The following is a 17,531-nucleotide window of genomic DNA, read 5'->3' on the forward strand; positions in this document are numbered from 1 at the left end:
TGATCGGCAAAATCATTAAGAACACAAAAGTGATCATTATCGCGTAATTTTCGTGATCAAAGCTTAATGAGAATAAGCGATCAAAGTTAATGCCATTGGGTGATCAAAGCTGGTGAGAATATGCAAATGGTAAAATAGATGCCTGTATTTATGAACTGAGCTAAGAAGAGTGAAACCGTGATTATGTTGACAATGTTCACTTACTGCTGATTTCAATTGGCTTGCTTTTTTATGGCTTAGATAGAAGAGCTGTTAGCGAAAAGTCGTAAGTTTTAAGCCATAAGCTTTAAGTTTGCGCGGTGTTAAATTAAGCTGCGTAGGTAGGGGGCAACTAAACCCAACGAAATAATAGCCTATGAGTCTGCATCAAGGCTTTGCATTATCGGTTTTGTCAAATGTGCCAGAAGTGGTCATTTAGAAAGAATAGAAAAAGTAATATGTACAAGGTCAGGCTTGATCTGACAGTTACCCATCTTATTTATTATCGCAGAGATATTTATTCTGGAAAAATTCGAAAAAATTGAGATTTGATTCTACCAAATTTCAAGCCAACTGATTTATCAATTTTACGCCCCCTAAACTCATGCATATCTAACTCCCGTGCATTTCTTAAAGGTACTTCTACTAATCCTCCTTTATGGATATCAACGTCACCCCATTTATTAATATCAATTTCCATAGAAGAGATAATTATTTGTGAACCAGGGGGCCTATAATCCCAATTAGGAGCGAAGGGCTTTCACTTGGGTTTTCAACCCATTGAGGGATGTACTTATTTAATTGCCAATATTTTTTAACCCTTGCTACTATTGCTGAATCTTTAGGTGGAGTACTAATATCGTAACCAACCCTATCCGAGAAATTAATATTTGATATTCTAACAAACAAAATCTTTTTATTATTAATTAACAAATCTGAAAATTGTAATGGTGTCTCAGCAAGTCGGAATGTTAGTTCGGGCTTTACTCCTATCGGCCTGAAACGCCACTCTTTTTTCTCCTGCTTTTTATTACAAAATGGATCAATAGCAGAAATAAGCGCTGCTTCAACTGTTCGCGCTGTTATTTCATCATAAAAAGGACCTGCAATATGAACACTATAACTACCACTTTCAATTAGTTCTTCTAATGGTTTATTATGTGTTTTAGCTTGATGTGATATGGCGCGTTTTGAGTTTTTTCCATAGCCTACATATTGTATATTCTGCTTTTTATCTTTGTAGATATAAACAAAAAACCCTCCATTCATCTTATCTTTTCCTTATTGAAATTTAATCAATGAGCGTCCTTAGGCGAAGTTCCGCAGCGTGCCATGAGAAGACATTGAAGATTCTTAATGTGTGAAGTCAATATTTGAACCCACCGGCCTTCAATACTCATGAAAGTGCCAAGCGTTGCGAACGCTGCCTTAAACGCTTTGTTATACTCATTTAGCCGACAAACTCTTCGAAGGGAAGATCAGATTCTTTCGCTAAACCTTCATCGAGCATCTCGTTGAACCATGCCTTTAAAGCTATTTGCATTTCTGGCATTGAAGATTTCCACACAGGTTTAATGTGTTTAATCCAAAGCTCAATCTCTTTTTGTGTATATGTTTGATGCTTACACAAAATACGAGTAATTCTCAGAATATCATCAGCTGCTTCTTTGTCGATTACTTGACTAGGAACTGACCAATTTTTTTGACCTAAGCAATCTGTATAAAATCCGACTTGCTTTAGATCGTCTAGTAGCGCTGGAAAATCGTTTTTCTCGGAGTAAATACCACCGAAGTCACGCAGTTTTGTACAGCCATTTGCAACCAAATAAGGAAATACATACATCATATTCTTTTTTGTATGACTGCGATAAGCTTTCCAAGCGTCTTTGACGTCATTGCCATCTCTTGCGACTGCTAACTCACGTAAGATTGAAATTTTACCAGCCTCTTCAATTGCTAAGACAGCTAACGAATAAGCTGTCGGGTAGCTTTCAAGTTCAAACAGTTTTTCAGCGTCTCTCAATAGTCGGTTAGCGTTTTGTTGAGCAAAGTTCATTCCATCAGCAATTTCACGTGAACTGAGTGTATTTTTCCACTGTCTCAAATTTTTACTCACGATCACTCCTATGAGTTATAACGCCAGCATTTGCGGCTGGCTCGGAAACCAGTCTGCCAACATGCTCTTGTTAGCTGTCTTTCTCGTGCCAATACTTTAACTCTCTACCCGCGAGCATCTCTCTCATTTTTTTAGCTAATTCTTGATTTTTTGGTGAGCCATTCTCAAAATGCTCAATGATTTTCTGTCGGAATGGCTCATGTGCTTTTCGTCGCGTCATTACTGTACTTAATGTATTAGCAGCAAGCCTGTAGGGAAATTCATTTTCCTTCATATCAGCGAGAATAGTTTTGTACTGTTCGGTAACATCTAACCAATCTTCCAAATTATCAGCTTCTTTATCAAAATGTGCAGGTGTAACTTTACTAGGAGCTTTTCCTCCAAAAATTTCTATTCCGGCTCCATCATAGGCTTTAGCGACAAGTTCAGAGCAAAATGATGACGTATCATTTCCCGACCCCATGAATACTTTGTTGTAATCTTGGGCATAAAAAAACATAGCTGCTTTTTGAAGTTTTTCGGTACTCAAACCTGCTCCTGTAATAGATTTATGTCTAATAACTCTCCATCTATTTTTACAAGCAACATCTTCATCAATCAGCAGGGTAAGGTGAACACCTTTATCACCTGTAGAATGTATAAAAACGCCATCACCCAAGCATAATTCAACATGGCTTGAACTAGCTTTTGGATAAATAACTTTTTGCAATGCAACAAGAGATGAAGACAATTTTCCTTCACCTGTTACTAATAAAACATCTCCTGGTAACACAGAACTCTCCTAGACAGCTAACAGCTTTATCAGCAGACACTTTCCCTATTTTAGCGCAAAAATGTCCTTATTTTATGAGCTCCTATTAATAGCAAAAAGCATAAGTTATTGCTAGCTAGCTATATATATTATGCTTGGGATGAGTTATTTCGTCATGTAGAAAAAGGGGAAGTATCCTCTTAGCTTTACTTAGCTGGCGGCAAATCTCCTGAATGACTATAGATCGCTCAAAGCTGAATTTCGGCAAAGTGCCATGAGCAGACATTGAAGATCTTTAATGTCTGAAATCAAGATTTGGGTGATGCCAATCATACTCATTGCTAGGTCACAAAAAGTGGGACGCCAAGAAAAGCTCGCATGGATAGTCGCCTGTTTGTTTATTAGTTGGTTTTGTTTACTCTTATTTATGTTGATTGCACCACTTAAGCCTAATCAAAAATAGTAATTTGGTGTTGTTCGCGTGTTAAATTAGGTTTTGATTAATGGCTTTTATAACGGCCTGAGTGCGGTCTTTTACGTCTAATTTGGCAAGAATTTGTGACACATGATTACGAATAGTCCCCTCAGAGTTATCTAATTTTTTGGCAATCACTTTGTTTGGCATACCTAAAGACAAACACTGCAATACGGTTTGTTCTTTGTCCGTTAAGCAGAGCTGAGGGCTTAGTTGCTTTTTGAGTAAAAAATCAGTCACCGCACTTTGCAATACTCGCTCACCTGCAACGACCTGCTTTATAGCGCTAATGAGTTCTTCAAGTTCAATGTTTTTAAGCACATACCCACGAGCACCTAGATTAAGGGCTTTGACTAATACATCACAATCTTCAAATGTGGTAATGATCAGCACGGGGGTTTTATCACCCTTCTCGCGCATTTTTTGCAGCACGCCGAGCCCATCTAAATTCGGCATTCTCATATCGAGTAAAGCAATGTCAAAACTATGCTCAGCTAATAGTGCAAGCGCTTGCAAGCCATCTTCAGCTTGGGCTTCTATATTAATGGCGCTATCGAGGTTAAGTAAATTAGCGAGGCCTAAACGAACTAAGGTCTGATCTTCAACTAGTAGGCACTTTATCATGGCTTTTTTCTTCTAAATTTAGTGGTAATGTCATGGTATTGATCAGTGTTTCTTGCTCAAGATGTTGTGAAAATTCACCGCCAAATAGTGTCATTCGCTCATTTAATCCTGCCAATCCGTTCCCTTTTTTAGGTAAATGGGTCTCTGGTTGATTGTGATACGCTTTTGCAATTAACAGCGGGTGTTGGCCAACGTGGGAGACATTCACATGCAAAGTAAAATAGTTTGCTTGGGTATGTTTAAGGGTGTTGCTGATCATCTCTTGGGTAAACCGCAATACACACAGGGCGTAGTCTTGAGGGAGCTGCTCTGTCCCCTTACTTAGTTGGAGATCACAGTGTAAATTAGGTGTTAGTTCGCAAATGGCCTCAAGAGCTTGCTTAAGTATCGTTTTGTCATTGCGTTGAGTGGAAACGATTTCGCGTACTTCTGCCAATACTTCTTGGCTAAGTTGGTGGCAAAGAGAGAGGGTTTCAACGGTGGCTTCATTTGCTGCTCTTTTAGCAAAATCTAAATTAATGCTGAGCGCGGTAAGCTTATGGCCGAGTGAGTCATGCAGCTCGCGTGATATATTTTGTCGCTCTTGCGCTGCATGCATCGCCCCCATCATGTGTTGGGTGGCTTTTAACTCTTTGTAGTTTTGGCGGGATTGGTAATGTGTATTTAAACTTTCGACAATACGCCGGCTAACAAACCAATTCATCAAGCAAAAGAAGAACCAAATTGTAAACGTGATCCAAGGAATGCCATTTTCCCAGCGCGAATAATACGTTAAACCATAAACCAGCATGGCGGCCACAACACAAGCGAGTATTTTAGGAAGCGAAAAATGAGGACTAAAAACCGCGGTGAACATCACTAGGTGGATAAAAACTAAGGACGTTGAACTCAGTTGTATCATAGCCAAAATAAGCAGGAAATAGCCAAGTGCTACGCCGTGAACAAATTTATTGGGTTGTTTTAACACATACAGCAAAATGGCTAAAATGGAACCACTTACTATGATTTGCAAATATAGTGCTAATTCTGAGTTTGCATAATAGGCACACGCCGATGTCACCCCAAGCCACGATGCCAATGTTGAGAAATGCCAATCGGTTGTATGTCGTATAGTTGATTCCATTACTGCGGCCATATTTTTTTAGCAATTATTGCAGAACTCGCATTGTAAAAACAGTGACATCTGTCATAGCTCGGGCTATGAGCTTTGTGACTAGTGCCATTATGCCTCATTCATTTATGCTTTATTAATAAAAATTAGTTGGGCACATTAATGAATAAAGACAGTCGATTACATTACATTGATAATTTACGCAGCCTCGCGCTATTGCTCGGCATTGTATTTCATGCCGCTTTAGCCTACAGTCCGTTTTTTAGTAATATTTGGTTTACGGCAGACCCAAGTACACATGGCCTATTTGATTATATTACGCATACGCTGCACTTATTTCGGATGCCATTATTTTTTATTATTGCAGGGTTTTGCAGTGCGTTATTAATAGTTAAATCGAGCAACTCGCGATTTTTACGTCATCGCAGTAAACATATTCTACTGCCTTTTATTGTATTTTTACCGTTAAGCTTTGTCGTTTACTACCATGCCTTGAGTTTTGGGGCCGGTATAGCTAATTCAATACCGCCGATTTTTGCTGTGTTTAAAGTTATTAAAGAGCCTGTTGTTAGCACTATGCACTTATGGTTTTTGTGGAACTTATTCCAGTTTTGCTTAATTCACTGGTTGTTGAAAACAACTAACTTATTAGGCAATAAATTCGATGCGCTTAGCGTTCACCCTTTATTTATGTGGGTTGTACTTCCCATCGTGTTAACGTTTTCATTAATGGGGCAATCTATTCCATTTCCTGCTCCTGATAAACTCACGCCACAGTTATGGTCGTATGGTTTTTACGGCAGTTTTTATTGGTTAGGAGTAGGGCTTTATAAAAAACAGCAGCTCATTTGGTCATATTATAAGTACTTATGGCCTCTTATTTTGGGTGTTGCAATATCACTGACTGGTTATTTTTCTCTATTACCAGCCGCGCCAAGCTTAGATGAAGTGATTGCCGCCGCAACAACAGGTTATTTTGCCGCAGCAAGAGAGCTACATGTATTGCATGTTTTATCACAAGGACTGAGTGTTATTTTGTTAACCGCCATAACGTTTTTACTTGGGCATCGTTTTTTAAATCACCAAAGTAAGCTCAGTCGCAGCATCTCAAATGCATCATATTGGATTTATTTAATACATGTGCCAGTGCTGATTTATATTCAGATTCCATTGATTAATACTAATTTGCCAGTTTTAGTAAAGTTTATAGCTAGCGTGGTGGTTACATTACTTATAGGTCAAATAAGTTATTTATTATTAGTTAAAAATACGTGGTTGGGCGCACTACTTAACGGTAGGCAAACCAAGAGAAAGATAATACAGTCAGCTTAAATGTCGTCACTTGGTAATGACTTAAAAGCAGCGCTACATAAAGGGATACTATAATGAATGCAATAACAATCAAATCGACAACCGCCACGATTCAACAAGGGGCGATTAAAGCGGACGGCAGATTTTGGCTAACCAACACCGATATTCATTTTGCACCGTTTAATGCACAATTTGGGTTAGGGCCTTATACGTTTTCACGGCGTGAAATTGTAAAAGTGAGTAAGTGCACTGGTAAGGTTGTGGGTATTTTGCCTTATACACATGATGCAATTGAAATCGTATTAAAAGATGACGCTAAATATCAATTCATTGTGTCGAATCCAATTGAGTGGGTTAAATTAATTAACCAATAGTTTAAACCACAAACGCTGGTAGCCCATAAAAGTAACTATTGTTTTACTGTAACTAATAATGCACGATAAAACATGCCACTATTTTATTGGGTATATAGTAAGCACATGGATTTGATAAATACGCTTTTGCTTAAGCTCGGATTGGGTAAAAAAGCCGAACCCCTCATCGTTTTAGGGAAGAAACTATCAAACAACAATAACGCGGTAGTTAAGTCGCTTGAGTTATATTGTTTTTCGCCTGATGAGTATTTCGACGATATTAGTGAGTTTGAGAAAGACAATTGTTTTATTGAATCTGTAGATGATATAACCCCAGTTGATGCATTAGTGAGAGCGCTGAGTAGTGCAAATGCCGTTGTTTGTGTCGTGAGCCTTTGCTTGTTTTGCCAATACTACAAAAGCTCACGCCCAGTCGTTTTGAAAAAGCCAACGAGGGTCAAATCTTTTCTTAAGACATCAAACTTTTGACTGACTGCTTATCGCTCTAAGCCGTCATTCAGTTTTAATCATTCATCGTTGGGTTTCGTTGCTCTCAACCACAGTCTAAGGTGATAAATTTAACTCCGAACTGTTTTGGCTTTTCCTAGCGCCTAGAACCTCCAGCCTAGTAACTTTTCCTTTAATGCTTAATGACTCGCTTGCAGGCAATTAAGCCACTCATCGGGTTCAGCTAAAATAAACTCTAGATGATAATTTTCTTTGGTGGTTATTTTGATTCCAGCGGTGGTGATAGGGATTAAACCGCCGGCTTTAGCTGCGCATTTTTCGACATGGGAAATATTATTAAGTTTGATGGCATAACAACCTAAGTTAAGTTGTTTATTGAGGGCTTCAAAATGCAGCAGGTTATCAGTAAGAGTAAGGCGGCCATCAGCTTTAGCAACACCCAGTTGTAATGTTGCATAACAACGTTTTAGCTGGGTGATTTTAGATTGTGTAGCGCTCATTATTCATTCCATCGATTTTTTTATTTTATTGAGTGTATGTTGCTAAATTAAATGTGTCAATTATGTAAAATAAATGTTTTTAATTGTTGTTTTAAACAATGCTTTACAGAAAGTTTTTGGCGCGGTGGTGCATTTTTTGTTGTTTATTAACAAGTACAAAAGCAGCTACGACTAATACCATTTGAGTGGCTAGCGCGCACAGCGTTAACATCAAATCCATACGGTTATCAGCGCGTTGCACTAAGCTTAATTCGATAAACCACGCTATGGCGAGCATTAAAACAAGTGAGCCATGTAAATAACGTTGCAGAGTTATTTTAAACTGAAGGTGCTTCCATTGACTAAATATAAGCAGCGCTAAGCTAATTAACGGGATCAAAAATAGGCTAATAAATGCAATGACTAAAAGTGGTTGCCATGTGCTATTTGTCAGTTGCGTGGTATTTATAAAGTAATCGTTACAACCCGTTAAAAGTGTAAAACAAAAAAGTAGGCTAATTAATTTTATTGGCAATGTTGTTATCGTCATGATTTATATGTGTTCTATTGTTAGTTATTAAGCCTTGCTTTATATAAGTAAGGCTTAATGGATGGTTGTATTTAAAAATAGTCTAAACGTAGGTGTTGTTTTAGCTTAATTAAGCATGCGCCATAATTAACTCTTTTGCGTTAGCTTTGGCTGTTTTACTGATGTTATCACCACCAAGTAAACGGGCAATTTCATCAATACGGCCATGTTTACTGAGTGGCAACATTTGTGTAAAGGTTTCGCCATTGGCAATTTCTTTGGCCACAAAAAACTGCTGATGCCCCGAGCTGGCAACTTGCGGTAAATGGGTTACGCAGATAACTTGGGTCGATTTGCCTAATTGACGTAAAAGCTTGCCTACAGCTGCTGCAGTTGGTCCAGAAATACCTACATCCACTTCATCAAAAATAAGCGTTGGCGTAGTGACTTTTTGCGCAATAATAACTTGTATCGCTAAACTTATACGCGACAGCTCACCGCCAGAGGCGACTTTAGACAGTGGTTGTAATGGCTGCCCGGGGTTGGTTGATACTAAAAACGCTACATTATCAAAACCTAAGCTGTTTGGTGCTTTTTCAGGTTGTGGTGTAAGGGCGATTTCAAACACACCATTTTCCATTGATAAATGCGCCATGCTTGCACTGATCAATGTATTTAATGTCTGCGCGGCCTCATGACGGCTTTCGCTTAGGGTTTGCGCAGCTTGCTGATAAGCTGCTAATGCTTGGTTAATTTCACCTTCAAGTTGCGTTAAACGGGTAGAGTTATTACTAATCGACTCAAGCTCTTGTGTGATACTTTGGTGAAACTCAACTAAGTCCTCTGGTTTAATATGGTGTTTACGTGATAAATCCATCGCACCACTTAATCGTGTTTCAACGTCGATTAGTCGGCTCGGATCAAGTTCAGCTTGCTCTGCATAATTACGAATTTCACGACTCGCTTCCTCAACTTGCACAGCCGCTTCTTCGAGTAAAGCAGCCACACTAGCTAGGCTTTCATCAAACCCGGCAAGCTCAGCAAACTGCTGCGCGCTATGTTGTAATAGTGAACAGGCATTTTGCTCGTCATTTTCGTATAAGCTTTGTAACTCTCGTTGGCATGCTTCAATAATAGTTTGGCTGTGGCTGAGCTTATAATGCTCGGCTTCAATTTGCGAAAATTCATCTGGTTGTAAAGCAAACTCATCAAGCTCAGCTACTTGGTACTCTAATAATTGCTTTTGCGCTGCTTGTTGCAACTGGGCTTGTTCGAGCGCGGTAAATTCTTTTTGTAAGTTTTGGCAATTACGATAATGCTGGCGCACTGCTTCAACCAGAGGTTGATGACCTGCATAAGCGTCTAATAGCTGGAGTTGATGTTCGCTTTTAAGCAAATATTGGTGAGCATGTTGACCATGAATAGAGATCAAGTACTGACCGATTTCTTTTAGTTGGGCTGCAGTGACTGGGGTGCCATTAATATAACTTTTGCTGCGGCCATTTTTACACACCACACGACGAAGTAAGCACTCTTGCTCATCATTCGATAGCAAATGCTGTTCTAAAAACTGCTTAGCCAAGGGGAGGTTGGTTAAATCGAAGGTGGCGCATATTTCAGCGCGCTCAGTGCCTGGGCGAACAGCTGAGGCTTCGGCACGTTCACCCAAACATAAAGATAAGGCATCAATAGCAATAGATTTACCGGCACCTGTTTCACCCGTAATGGCTGTCATACCGCTTTGCCACTCGGTGCTTAAATTGCTTACAATTGCAAAATTTTTAATCTCTAACCCAGTTAACATACTGTTCATCCATCCAGTCAATTAACTGTTAATTTATACAGTGTTTTGGATTTTTGCAAATTAATTTTTAATGTCGCTATCTAGTTTATTACTTACTCACTGGTTGATTTCTCAAAATTAGTTTCAGGATCAACAGGTTTGACATAATCTTCAGGATTCGCAGATAAATCATCAGTGCGTAAAACTTTAATCATGGATGGTAAAAGTTCATGGTAAAACGTTTTATTGTAAGCAACGCCGGCTATGGGTAACTCAGCCACAAAAAAATCTAAGCGTTCAGCTAGTGCATCTCGTTCACCTGTTACATAAGTTTTTGCCAACTCACTACTAATTGTGCTGATCAATGACTCGTTTATGCGTTCAAGATACAATAAGTTTTCGTCAGTATGAGGTTGTACGACAAAGAAATTACTGGCAATAACTTGTATTCTTGGGATGTATTTAGGACGAATTATTTTTGCGTCGCAGTACTCATTTAATTTTATTTTTAACTGTTGAGTTACTTCTTTAACGCGATTATTGAATAGCTTTTTTTGCGCTTCAAGCGCTTTTCGGCGATTATTTTCAATCACCAAATAGCTGCCAAGCAGCGTTATCAATAATAATAAAGCAAAGAAAACAACATACGTCATTTCGGTTTGATTTCCCTTGAAAAGGTAATAAATGAATTCAGCTTATTTTGCTCTAAAGTCTGAATGAGCGCAATAAAATTAATATAAACGACTACCCCAGTTGAGCTTAGTGCGAAGTACATGATAGTAAGAGTAGTCTTTGGGGTGGATCAGGCGCAGTTTTTTATCTGCTTTTTTAATTATCACTTCATCGCCAGGCAATACAGCAAGCACCACATGACTATCGCAGCTGACTTGTAAGCTGTCGGTATTCTCTAAGCTGAGCTTTAAGCGTACTTCGTTATCGGCATCAACCACTAATGGTCGGCTTGATAATGTATGCGGAAACATCGGTACTAATGAGATTGCATTTAGTTCTGGGGTCAAAATGGGCCCGCCACCCGACAGCGAATAGGCTGTTGAGCCCGTAGGGGTTGAGACAATTAAACCATCAGAGCGCTGAGAAAAAACAAAATCGTTATTAATGAAGGCTTCAAATTCAATCATGTGAGCGACTTTATCGGCATGTAAAACGGCTTCATTCACTGCTGAGTTAGCACTTTTTAATTCGCCATGGCGATAAACTGCAACTTCTAATAAAAAGCGTTTTTCTTCAAGATATTGACCACTTAATACTTGTTCTAAACTAGCTTCAAAGCCTTCTGGGTTTAAATCTGTTAGAAAGCCTAAATTGCCTCTGTTTACGCCTATAACAGCAACATCAAATCGGGCTAATACCCTTGCTGCGCCAAGCATATTACCATCACCTCCGACCACAATAGCGAGATCGGCACGTTCGCCAAGCTCAACCAGTTTGACTAACTTTTCCTTGGGGACATTGGTTAATTGATGACCGGTTCTCTGCTCTAATAACACGTCAAATCCTAACGCATTTAAAAAAGTGTATAAGCGCTGTAAAGTTGCAGCTGCACCACTGTGATTTGGTTTGCCAATTAAACCTATGGTTTTAAACGGTGATTCCATGATAAACGCATCAATAGTATTAATATCAGTAGAGTAACTCAAAAGTGACAAGTTTGAAAATAACCTTGAAATAAACTCACTACGCCCCGATATCCCCAGTATGCAGCAAGATGTAGATACTATGAATTTAAACCCTCGAGATCAGCAAATATTTTCCGCCGTGATGAGCCTGTACTGTAATGGTGAAGGTCAACCTGTCGCGTCAAGCCGTATTGCCAAACAAAAAGGTATGGCTGTGTGTTCTGCAACAGTTAGAAATGCGATGTCGCGCCTAGAAAAAATAGGCCTGCTGTATTCACCGCATACTTCTGCTGGACGGGTACCTACTAATGCCGGATTTGATTATTGGCTAAGTGAATTTTTCCCTCTGTCGCAGATTGCGCAATATTGGCAGCCTGCACAAGCGCAATTAGTCGAGATGGCGCATGGTATAAGCCAGCGTTATCAAGTATGTTGCTGCGTTGGTCTGCCGCAAGTAAGTTCTCAACACGTTTTTAGAGTTGAAGTATTAGATTTTGACAGCAATGATTGGCTTATTTTACTGTTAGATAGAGCAGGGCAAAGCCATAACATTTGTATTCATAAGCCGGATGAAGCCTCTGACACCGTACGTTATCAATTTGCTACTTGGCTTAATACTGTATTCAGTCAGCAAACTTTAATGGAAGGCTTGTACCGTATGCAAGCAATGGCAAATACAGCACCACGAAACTGTCATGATTCGTTAAATCAATGGACCCGTGAGCTGAGCCATAAATTAGGCTCAGATAACAGTATCGTGGTCGGCGAAAATTATTTATATCGGCAAATTGATTGTGAACAAAGCTTAAATATTGGTGTCTCATTTTTGAACTTTGTAGAAGATAAGTTAGCTTTTAAAAATGGTGTGTCGGTTTTAAATACGTCACAATTGCCATTTACTGATTGTGACGAACTGATGGTGATCAGCGTGCCGTATTTTCAAAATCAAGAATATCAAAGTCGTTTTTGTGTAATTTGTCCTAAATCGGCGCAAATTGAAGCAATCATTCAAGAATTTAAATTAATCGAGTCATCTGGCTCTTGAATCTTTTGATTCAATCCCCATAATTACCGCAATTGAAAAGTATTGGAGCACTTAAATTATGTCTGAGCAGACAAAATCACCAGAGCAAGAAGTTGAATTAAACGAAGAATTAGAGCAAATGCAAGCAGACGTTGAAGCGGCTGTAGAAGCTGCTGACGCGCACGAAAGCGAAGAAGTTAGCCCTGAAGCTGAAGCTGAAATTGCTATGCTTTATGCTGAGCTTGAAGATGCGAAACAAACTATCGCAAACCAAAAAGATAGCGTAGTACGTGCCGCTGCAGACGTTGATAATATTCGTCGCCGTGCTGCACAAGATGTAGAAAAAGCGCATAAATTTGCACTTGAAAAGTTCGCTAACGAATTATTACCTGTTATTGATAATCTAGAACGTGCTATTGAGTTCTCAGACAAAGAAAACGAAACCTTAAAGCCATTGCTTGAAGGGATTGATATGACAGTTAAGAGCTTTAACGATGCGGTTGCAAAATTTGGTGTTGAAATTGTTAACCCACAAGGTGAGCAGTTTAATCCTGAATTCCACCAAGCAATGTCGATTCAACCAAGCAATGATGTAACACCTAACACTGTATTAGCAGTGATGCAAAAAGGGTATACATTAAATGGTCGTTTATTACGCCCTGCAATGGTGATGGTATCTAAAGCAGCTGAATAAAGAAGTCGCTTAGTAAAAAAATGCCCGTTAACTACGGGCATTTTTTTTGTTTCTAGCTCGGTGCCAAAGCTGGGCTATTAGTGTTAATACTAATGCGCTGAACATTAAGCTTGAAAATGGTACCGCACTTTGTGCATGCATTAAGGCTAAAATTGGACCGACTAATGCACCGCTGCCAAAGCGCAATGTACCAATAACCGCCGTAGCGGTGCCAGAACGCTCTTCAAACTGCATTAAGATCAATGCATCAGCATTACTAGCGGTAACCCCTAAACTCATCATCAGAGGAGCAATAGCTGCAACAATAAAATACAGCGATAGGTGTAATATGCTAAATGTGAGTAGGGCACTGCCAGCTACAAAGCCGACCGCTAATCCATAATACAGCATTTTTCGTGAACCAATACGTGGTACTAGGCGGGTATTTAAAAAGTTACCAAACATTAGCGCCATGACATTGAAAGCAAATAAAACACCAAATAATTGTTCTGATACTTTAAAGTAGTCAAGGTATACAAAGGGCACTGCGGTTAAAAAGCAAAAAAAGCCGAATGAGACAAACATTGAGCTGGCTATATCTGCTCGGGTATCTTTATTTTTAAATACGGTTTTATAGCTATCGAAAAATAGTGCAAAGCCTTTCATCGGGCTTTTGAAAATAGGGATATCGATTAAGTATATTTGTACCAAGGCTAAAATAACAAAGCTGTAACTAGCCAGTACTAAAAAGATTGTTTGCCAGTGAGATAAGCCCATGATCATTGATCCAACCGTTGGCGCGACTAAGGGCGCTACCATCATGATCATCGATACATACGACATTCCTTTAGCAGTATCTTGTTTATAAATATGACGAATTATCCCTGGCACCACAACGGTTGCTGCAGCACCTGTGAATGCTTGTACTCCCCGCAAAGCCCAAAATAGGTGAATGTCATTACAAAAGGCCAATGCGACAGAGCTTAAGCCAAACAATGCTAAGCCGACCTTCGTTAACACGCGACGACCAATTTGATCTGCGATTGGGCCAAAAAATAGCATTCCCAGCGCATAGCCAGCTAAATAAATGCTTAACGATATTTGTACATTAGGCATTGTGGTATTAAGGTCGTTAGCAATGACTAACATTGCCGGAAGATACATATCGATTGCCAGTGGCGTAATTGCAACAATACTGGCGAGTAAAGGTAATAGAATGCGTTTATTTAAAGAAACCGAGTCCTGCATGACTAACCCATTAAACAAAAAGAGGCTGCTATTGTAACAGCGACAATTAGTCTTGGGTACTTAGTTTGCATGCTAACTATCGCCTTTAACAGAAATATAACGCAACAGATGTTTTTACTGGCAGTCGATATATTCAATTGCAGGCTGGTTTGCTATTCTAAGAACAATTAAATTGTTAGTTAAGAGAATACAATGAAAAAATTAGTTTTGGCTGTGCTTGCCACCGCTGTATTAGCGGGTTGTAAAACATCACCAACAGGGCGTACGCAAATTGCGCTTTATTCTGATCAACAAATGAGTCAGATAGGTCAGCAAAGCTTTGCTGATATGAAAAAGAATCAAAAAATTAATAATAATCCTCAAGTAAATGCGTATGTAAAGTGCATTGCTGACGATGTGATTGCAGTATTACCGCAACAGTATGCAACTCAGGCGTGGGAAGTGGTGGTATTTGAAGACGATTCAGCTAACGCGTTTGCATTACCCGGTGGCTACATTGGTGTGCATACAGGGTTGTTGAAAGTGGCTGAAAATCAAGATCAGCTAGCAACCGTTATCGGGCACGAAGTAGGGCATGTAATTGCTGAGCACTCTAATGAACGCGTATCACAAAGTTCCTTGCTACAAACAGGTATGCAAGCGGGCAGTGCCGCACTTGAAATGGGCAATGTACAATATCGTAACGAAATTATGCAAGGTCTTGGTTTAGGTGCGCAGTACGGCGTTATTTTACCATTTAGTCGCTCTCATGAATCTGAGGCCGACCAAGTGGGTTTAGATTTAATGGCAAAAGCCGGATTTAATCCAAAAGAATCCGTAACACTTTGGCAGAATATGAGTAAAGCAGGCAGTGGTAATACACCTGAATTTATGTCTACTCACCCAGCACCTGCTAACCGCATTAAAGAGCTACAAGCAAAATTGCCACAAGCATTAAATGAGCAAAAAGCAGCAAAAGCGGCGGGTAAAAACCCACAATGTAAGCTGTAATAAACTTTTTTGGTGATATAAAAAAAGCCTGTGAACTGATGTTCACAGGCTTTTATTATTCTAAACGCTAGTTATGCGTTTTCAACAGCAGTACGTGGATCTACGTATGGCATGTTGAAGGCTTCAGCAACTTCTTTGTAAGTTACTTGGCCTTTGATCACGTTAAGACCTTTAAGGAAATTAGCGTCATCTAGTAATGCTTTCTTATAACCTTTGTTTGCAAGGTTAATGATGAAAGGCAATGTTGCATTGTTAAGTGCGAAAGTAGATGTACGTGGTACAGCACCTGGCATGTTAGCAACACAGTAGTGAACAACGTCATCAACGATGAAGGTCGGATCAGCGTGAGTTGTTGCTTTAGACGTTGCGATACAACCACCTTGGTCAATTGCAACATCAACAATTGCAGAGCCAGGCTTCATTGCTTTAATGTGTTCAGCAGTAACTAGTTTAGGTGCAGCAGCACCTGGGATAAGTACGCCACCAATTACTAGGTCAGCTTCAAGTACATGCTTTTCAAGTGCATCAGCTGTTGAGTAAATCGCTTTAACTTTATTACCAAACTGAGCGTCAAGTGCGCGTAGTACGTCAATGTTACGATCAAGTACGACAACTTCAGCACCAAGGCCAACAGCCATTTGTGCTGCGCTACGACCAACCATGCCGCCGCCAATAACAACAACTTTAGCTGGCTCAACACCCGGTACGCCGCCAAGTAGCATGCCACGACCATGGTTTGATTTTTCAAGCGCTTGTGCACCAGCTTGAATAGACATACGGCCAGCAACTTCACTCATAGGTGCAAGTAGTGGCAAACCACCGCGTGAATCAGTTACTGTTTCGTATGCGATACAAATTGCTTTGCTTTTGATTAGGTCTTCAGTTTGTGGAAGATCTGGTGCAAGGTGTAAGTAAGTGAAAAGAATTTGGTCTTCACGTAGCATTGCACGTTCAACGGCTTGTGGCTCTTTTACTTTTATAATCATCTCTGCTGTTGCGAAAACCTCAGCAGCAGTTGCTAGAATTTCTGCACCTGCCAGTGTGTAATCTTCGTTAGTGAAGCCAATGCCCATACCTGCATCAGATTCAACAAAAACTTGGTGGCCGTGGTTTACTAACTCACGAACACTAGCAGGGACCATACCTACACGGTATTCATGGTTTTTTATTTCTTTAGGTACACCGATAATCATAATATTGCCTTAATAGAACGGGATAAAATTTTTCACTATTATATTCATGTACTGGCAGTGTGTCTCACCTTTTTTAATCGGTATTCTAGTGATATAATCTGAAAACACCGTTTAAACAGTACAAAAAACTAGTCGTTATTATGCATGAGTTATTAGACCGTATTGACCGTAAGATTTTAATAGAGCTACAGCACGATGGCCGAGTGTCTAATGTTGAATTAGCTCGACGTGTGGGGCTCAGTGCAACGCCCTGTTTAGAGCGTGTAAAAAAGCTCGAACGCGAAGGTTACATCGTCGGTTATAAAGCCGTGGTTGACCCTGCTAAACTTGGGCAAGGTTTGTCGGTGTACGTCGAAGTGACAATCACTAAAACATCACCTGATGTGTTTGATGAATTTAGTGCTGCAGTTAAAAAGCATGATGAAATTATCGAATGCCATTTAGTCTCGGGTAACTTTGACTTTTTACTAAAAACCCGCGTAAATGATATGTCTGAATATCGTGGTGTATTAGGGGATATTCTGCTCAAGCTACCGAACGTTAGTGAAAGCCGTACCTATGTTGTTATGGAAGAAGTAAAAGGCGAGCAAGGGGTGATTATTCGCCCATATATCGGCTGAATTATGCGCCATTTTTTAGTAACTACTTAAGTTGTATTATTGATACATGCGCGATTAATAAAAACCTGTTCATAATCAGGCCATCATGGTTAAGATAAAGTGCAACAAAAAGTATTTCCTGCTAAGGTATTCCATTGCTAAGAATGAGTACAAAGAAGTACAAAGAA

The 17,531-nt window shown here is 39.6% G+C and carries 21 protein-coding genes; 8 read left to right on the top strand and 13 right to left on the bottom strand.

Annotation, left to right across the window (positions count from 1 at the left end):
* Positions 1-496: 496 nt before the first annotated feature.
* The 4 genes from H5200_RS17680 to H5200_RS17695 all read right to left on the bottom strand — a co-directional run bounded on the left by H5200_RS17680 (position 497) and on the right by H5200_RS17695 (position 2,867).
* Positions 497-679 carry a hypothetical protein gene (locus tag H5200_RS17680; RefSeq protein WP_182762025.1) on the bottom strand — a complete coding sequence of 61 codons (183 nt, stop codon included), beginning with the start codon at positions 677-679 and terminating at the stop codon, positions 497-499.
* A gap of 11 nt (positions 680-690) precedes the next feature.
* Entirely contained in the window at positions 691-1,248 is a 558-nt protein-coding gene (locus H5200_RS17685) for a hypothetical protein (RefSeq protein WP_182762027.1), read from the bottom strand.
* A gap of 181 nt (positions 1,249-1,429) precedes the next feature.
* A complete protein-coding gene (locus H5200_RS17690) occupies positions 1,430-2,095 on the bottom strand; it encodes an AbiV family abortive infection protein (protein WP_169021127.1) in 666 nt (221 codons plus the stop codon).
* A gap of 70 nt (positions 2,096-2,165) precedes the next feature.
* Positions 2,166-2,867 carry a hypothetical protein gene (locus tag H5200_RS17695; protein ID WP_069440167.1) on the bottom strand — a complete coding sequence of 234 codons (702 nt, stop codon included), beginning with the start codon at positions 2,865-2,867 and terminating at the stop codon, positions 2,166-2,168.
* Positions 2,868-3,144: 277 nt separating this feature from the next.
* Between H5200_RS17695 and H5200_RS17700 the strand changes: the two genes are divergently transcribed.
* Entirely contained in the window at positions 3,145-3,309 is a 165-nt protein-coding gene (locus H5200_RS17700; protein WP_182762060.1) for a hypothetical protein, read from the top strand.
* Between the two features lie 21 nt (positions 3,310-3,330).
* Here H5200_RS17700 and H5200_RS17705 read toward each other — a convergent pair whose 3' ends face one another.
* Both H5200_RS17705 and H5200_RS17710 read right to left on the bottom strand, forming a co-directional pair.
* The gene (locus tag H5200_RS17705) at positions 3,331-3,945 is read right to left on the bottom strand and encodes a response regulator transcription factor (protein ID WP_145236016.1); all 615 of its coding nucleotides are present in this window, start codon (positions 3,943-3,945) and stop codon (positions 3,331-3,333) included.
* Positions 3,923-5,068: a sensor histidine kinase gene (locus tag H5200_RS17710; RefSeq protein WP_182762028.1), complete on the bottom strand. Its 1,146-nt coding sequence runs from the start codon at positions 5,066-5,068 to the stop codon at positions 3,923-3,925. The genes H5200_RS17705 and H5200_RS17710 overlap by 23 nt, the downstream gene beginning before the upstream one ends.
* A 150-nt stretch (positions 5,069-5,218) precedes the next feature.
* On the opposite strand from H5200_RS17710, the gene H5200_RS17715 reads away from it, so the two are divergent.
* The 3 genes from H5200_RS17715 (at position 5,219) to H5200_RS17725 (ending at position 7,209) form a co-directional block, all read left to right on the top strand.
* Entirely contained in the window at positions 5,219-6,388 is a 1,170-nt protein-coding gene (locus H5200_RS17715) for an acyltransferase family protein (RefSeq protein WP_182762030.1), read from the top strand.
* Between the two features lie 53 nt (positions 6,389-6,441).
* Entirely contained in the window at positions 6,442-6,741 is a 300-nt protein-coding gene (locus tag H5200_RS17720; RefSeq protein WP_145236026.1) for a hypothetical protein, read from the top strand.
* Positions 6,742-6,846: 105 nt separating this feature from the next.
* Positions 6,847-7,209, top strand: a complete 363-nt coding sequence (locus tag H5200_RS17725; protein ID WP_182762032.1) for a hypothetical protein — start codon at positions 6,847-6,849, stop codon at positions 7,207-7,209.
* Between the two features lie 158 nt (positions 7,210-7,367).
* Here H5200_RS17725 and H5200_RS17730 read toward each other — a convergent pair whose 3' ends face one another.
* The 5 genes from H5200_RS17730 to nadK form a co-directional block, all read right to left on the bottom strand.
* Positions 7,368-7,688 (bottom strand): hypothetical protein, encoded by a 321-nt coding sequence (locus tag H5200_RS17730; protein WP_145242196.1) that lies wholly within the window; start codon positions 7,686-7,688, stop codon positions 7,368-7,370.
* Between the two features lie 103 nt (positions 7,689-7,791).
* A complete protein-coding gene (locus tag H5200_RS17735; protein ID WP_145242198.1) occupies positions 7,792-8,217 on the bottom strand; it encodes a hypothetical protein in 426 nt (141 codons plus the stop codon).
* A gap of 109 nt (positions 8,218-8,326) precedes the next feature.
* Positions 8,327-10,000: a DNA repair protein RecN gene (recN, locus tag H5200_RS17740; protein WP_182731954.1), complete on the bottom strand. Its 1,674-nt coding sequence runs from the start codon at positions 9,998-10,000 to the stop codon at positions 8,327-8,329.
* Between the two features lie 92 nt (positions 10,001-10,092).
* Positions 10,093-10,632, bottom strand: a complete 540-nt coding sequence (locus tag H5200_RS17745; RefSeq protein ID WP_145242202.1) for a hypothetical protein — start codon at positions 10,630-10,632, stop codon at positions 10,093-10,095.
* A gap of 78 nt (positions 10,633-10,710) precedes the next feature.
* Entirely contained in the window at positions 10,711-11,595 is an 885-nt protein-coding gene (gene nadK, locus H5200_RS17750) for an NAD(+) kinase (RefSeq protein WP_145242288.1), read from the bottom strand.
* A 100-nt stretch (positions 11,596-11,695) separates the two neighbouring features.
* Here nadK and H5200_RS17755 point away from each other — a divergent pair, with 100 nt between their 5' ends.
* Complete coding sequence (locus H5200_RS17755) at positions 11,696-12,661, top strand: HrcA family transcriptional regulator (protein WP_182762034.1); 966 nt, start codon at positions 11,696-11,698, stop codon at positions 12,659-12,661.
* A gap of 58 nt (positions 12,662-12,719) precedes the next feature.
* Positions 12,720-13,334, top strand: coding sequence for a nucleotide exchange factor GrpE (grpE, locus tag H5200_RS17760; protein ID WP_182762036.1), 615 nt, complete (start codon positions 12,720-12,722; stop codon positions 13,332-13,334).
* Between the two features lie 27 nt (positions 13,335-13,361).
* On the opposite strand, the gene H5200_RS17765 is transcribed toward grpE, so the two are convergent.
* On the bottom strand, positions 13,362-14,561 hold the full coding sequence (locus tag H5200_RS17765) for a Bcr/CflA family efflux MFS transporter (protein ID WP_145242208.1): 1,200 nt from the start codon (positions 14,559-14,561) through the stop codon (positions 13,362-13,364).
* 192 nt (positions 14,562-14,753) lie between these two features.
* Here H5200_RS17765 and H5200_RS17770 point away from each other — a divergent pair, with 192 nt between their 5' ends.
* On the top strand, positions 14,754-15,551 hold the full coding sequence (locus tag H5200_RS17770; RefSeq protein WP_182762038.1) for a M48 family metallopeptidase: 798 nt from the start codon (positions 14,754-14,756) through the stop codon (positions 15,549-15,551).
* 71 nt (positions 15,552-15,622) lie between these two features.
* Here the strand turns inward: H5200_RS17770 and ald are convergent, their stop codons facing one another.
* Positions 15,623-16,744, bottom strand: a complete 1,122-nt coding sequence (gene ald, locus H5200_RS17775) for an alanine dehydrogenase (protein ID WP_149982720.1) — start codon at positions 16,742-16,744, stop codon at positions 15,623-15,625.
* 140 nt (positions 16,745-16,884) lie between these two features.
* Between ald and lrp the strand changes: the two genes are divergently transcribed.
* Positions 16,885-17,364, top strand: a complete 480-nt coding sequence (gene lrp, locus H5200_RS17780) for a leucine-responsive transcriptional regulator Lrp (protein WP_145242214.1) — start codon at positions 16,885-16,887, stop codon at positions 17,362-17,364.
* The last annotated feature ends 167 nt before the right edge of the window (positions 17,365-17,531 follow it).

Source organism: Pseudoalteromonas sp. SG43-7 (genome assembly GCF_014164295.1).
Classification (GTDB): Bacteria; Pseudomonadota; Gammaproteobacteria; order Enterobacterales; family Alteromonadaceae; genus Pseudoalteromonas; species Pseudoalteromonas rhizosphaerae.

What these genes read in the sequence shown, in the direction of transcription:
- H5200_RS17680 (WP_182762025.1), bottom strand. Translation starts at nt 679, where the DNA reads ATGGAAATTGATATTAATAAATGGGGTGACGTTGATATCCATAAAGGA.
- H5200_RS17685 (WP_182762027.1), bottom strand. Translation starts at nt 1,248, where the DNA reads ATGAATGGAGGGTTTTTTGTTTATATCTACAAAGATAAAAAGCAGAAT.
- H5200_RS17700 (WP_182762060.1), top strand. Translation starts at nt 3,145, where the DNA reads ATGTCTGAAATCAAGATTTGGGTGATGCCAATCATACTCATTGCTAGG.
- H5200_RS17705 (WP_145236016.1), bottom strand. Translation starts at nt 3,945, where the DNA reads ATGATAAAGTGCCTACTAGTTGAAGATCAGACCTTAGTTCGTTTAGGC.
- H5200_RS17710 (WP_182762028.1), bottom strand. Translation starts at nt 5,068, where the DNA reads ATGGAATCAACTATACGACATACAACCGATTGGCATTTCTCAACATTG.
- H5200_RS17715 (WP_182762030.1), top strand. Translation starts at nt 5,219, where the DNA reads ATGAATAAAGACAGTCGATTACATTACATTGATAATTTACGCAGCCTC.
- H5200_RS17720 (WP_145236026.1), top strand. Translation starts at nt 6,442, where the DNA reads ATGAATGCAATAACAATCAAATCGACAACCGCCACGATTCAACAAGGG.
- H5200_RS17725 (WP_182762032.1), top strand. Translation starts at nt 6,847, where the DNA reads ATGGATTTGATAAATACGCTTTTGCTTAAGCTCGGATTGGGTAAAAAA.
- H5200_RS17730 (WP_145242196.1), bottom strand. Translation starts at nt 7,688, where the DNA reads ATGAGCGCTACACAATCTAAAATCACCCAGCTAAAACGTTGTTATGCA.
- H5200_RS17735 (WP_145242198.1), bottom strand. Translation starts at nt 8,217, where the DNA reads ATGACGATAACAACATTGCCAATAAAATTAATTAGCCTACTTTTTTGT.
- recN (WP_182731954.1), bottom strand. Translation starts at nt 10,000, where the DNA reads ATGTTAACTGGGTTAGAGATTAAAAATTTTGCAATTGTAAGCAATTTA.
- H5200_RS17745 (WP_145242202.1), bottom strand. Translation starts at nt 10,632, where the DNA reads ATGACGTATGTTGTTTTCTTTGCTTTATTATTATTGATAACGCTGCTT.
- nadK (WP_145242288.1), bottom strand. Translation starts at nt 11,595, where the DNA reads ATGGAATCACCGTTTAAAACCATAGGTTTAATTGGCAAACCAAATCAC.
- H5200_RS17755 (WP_182762034.1), top strand. Translation starts at nt 11,696, where the DNA reads ATGCAGCAAGATGTAGATACTATGAATTTAAACCCTCGAGATCAGCAA.
- grpE (WP_182762036.1), top strand. Translation starts at nt 12,720, where the DNA reads ATGTCTGAGCAGACAAAATCACCAGAGCAAGAAGTTGAATTAAACGAA.
- H5200_RS17765 (WP_145242208.1), bottom strand. Translation starts at nt 14,561, where the DNA reads ATGCAGGACTCGGTTTCTTTAAATAAACGCATTCTATTACCTTTACTC.
- H5200_RS17770 (WP_182762038.1), top strand. Translation starts at nt 14,754, where the DNA reads ATGAAAAAATTAGTTTTGGCTGTGCTTGCCACCGCTGTATTAGCGGGT.
- ald (WP_149982720.1), bottom strand. Translation starts at nt 16,744, where the DNA reads ATGATTATCGGTGTACCTAAAGAAATAAAAAACCATGAATACCGTGTA.
- lrp (WP_145242214.1), top strand. Translation starts at nt 16,885, where the DNA reads ATGCATGAGTTATTAGACCGTATTGACCGTAAGATTTTAATAGAGCTA.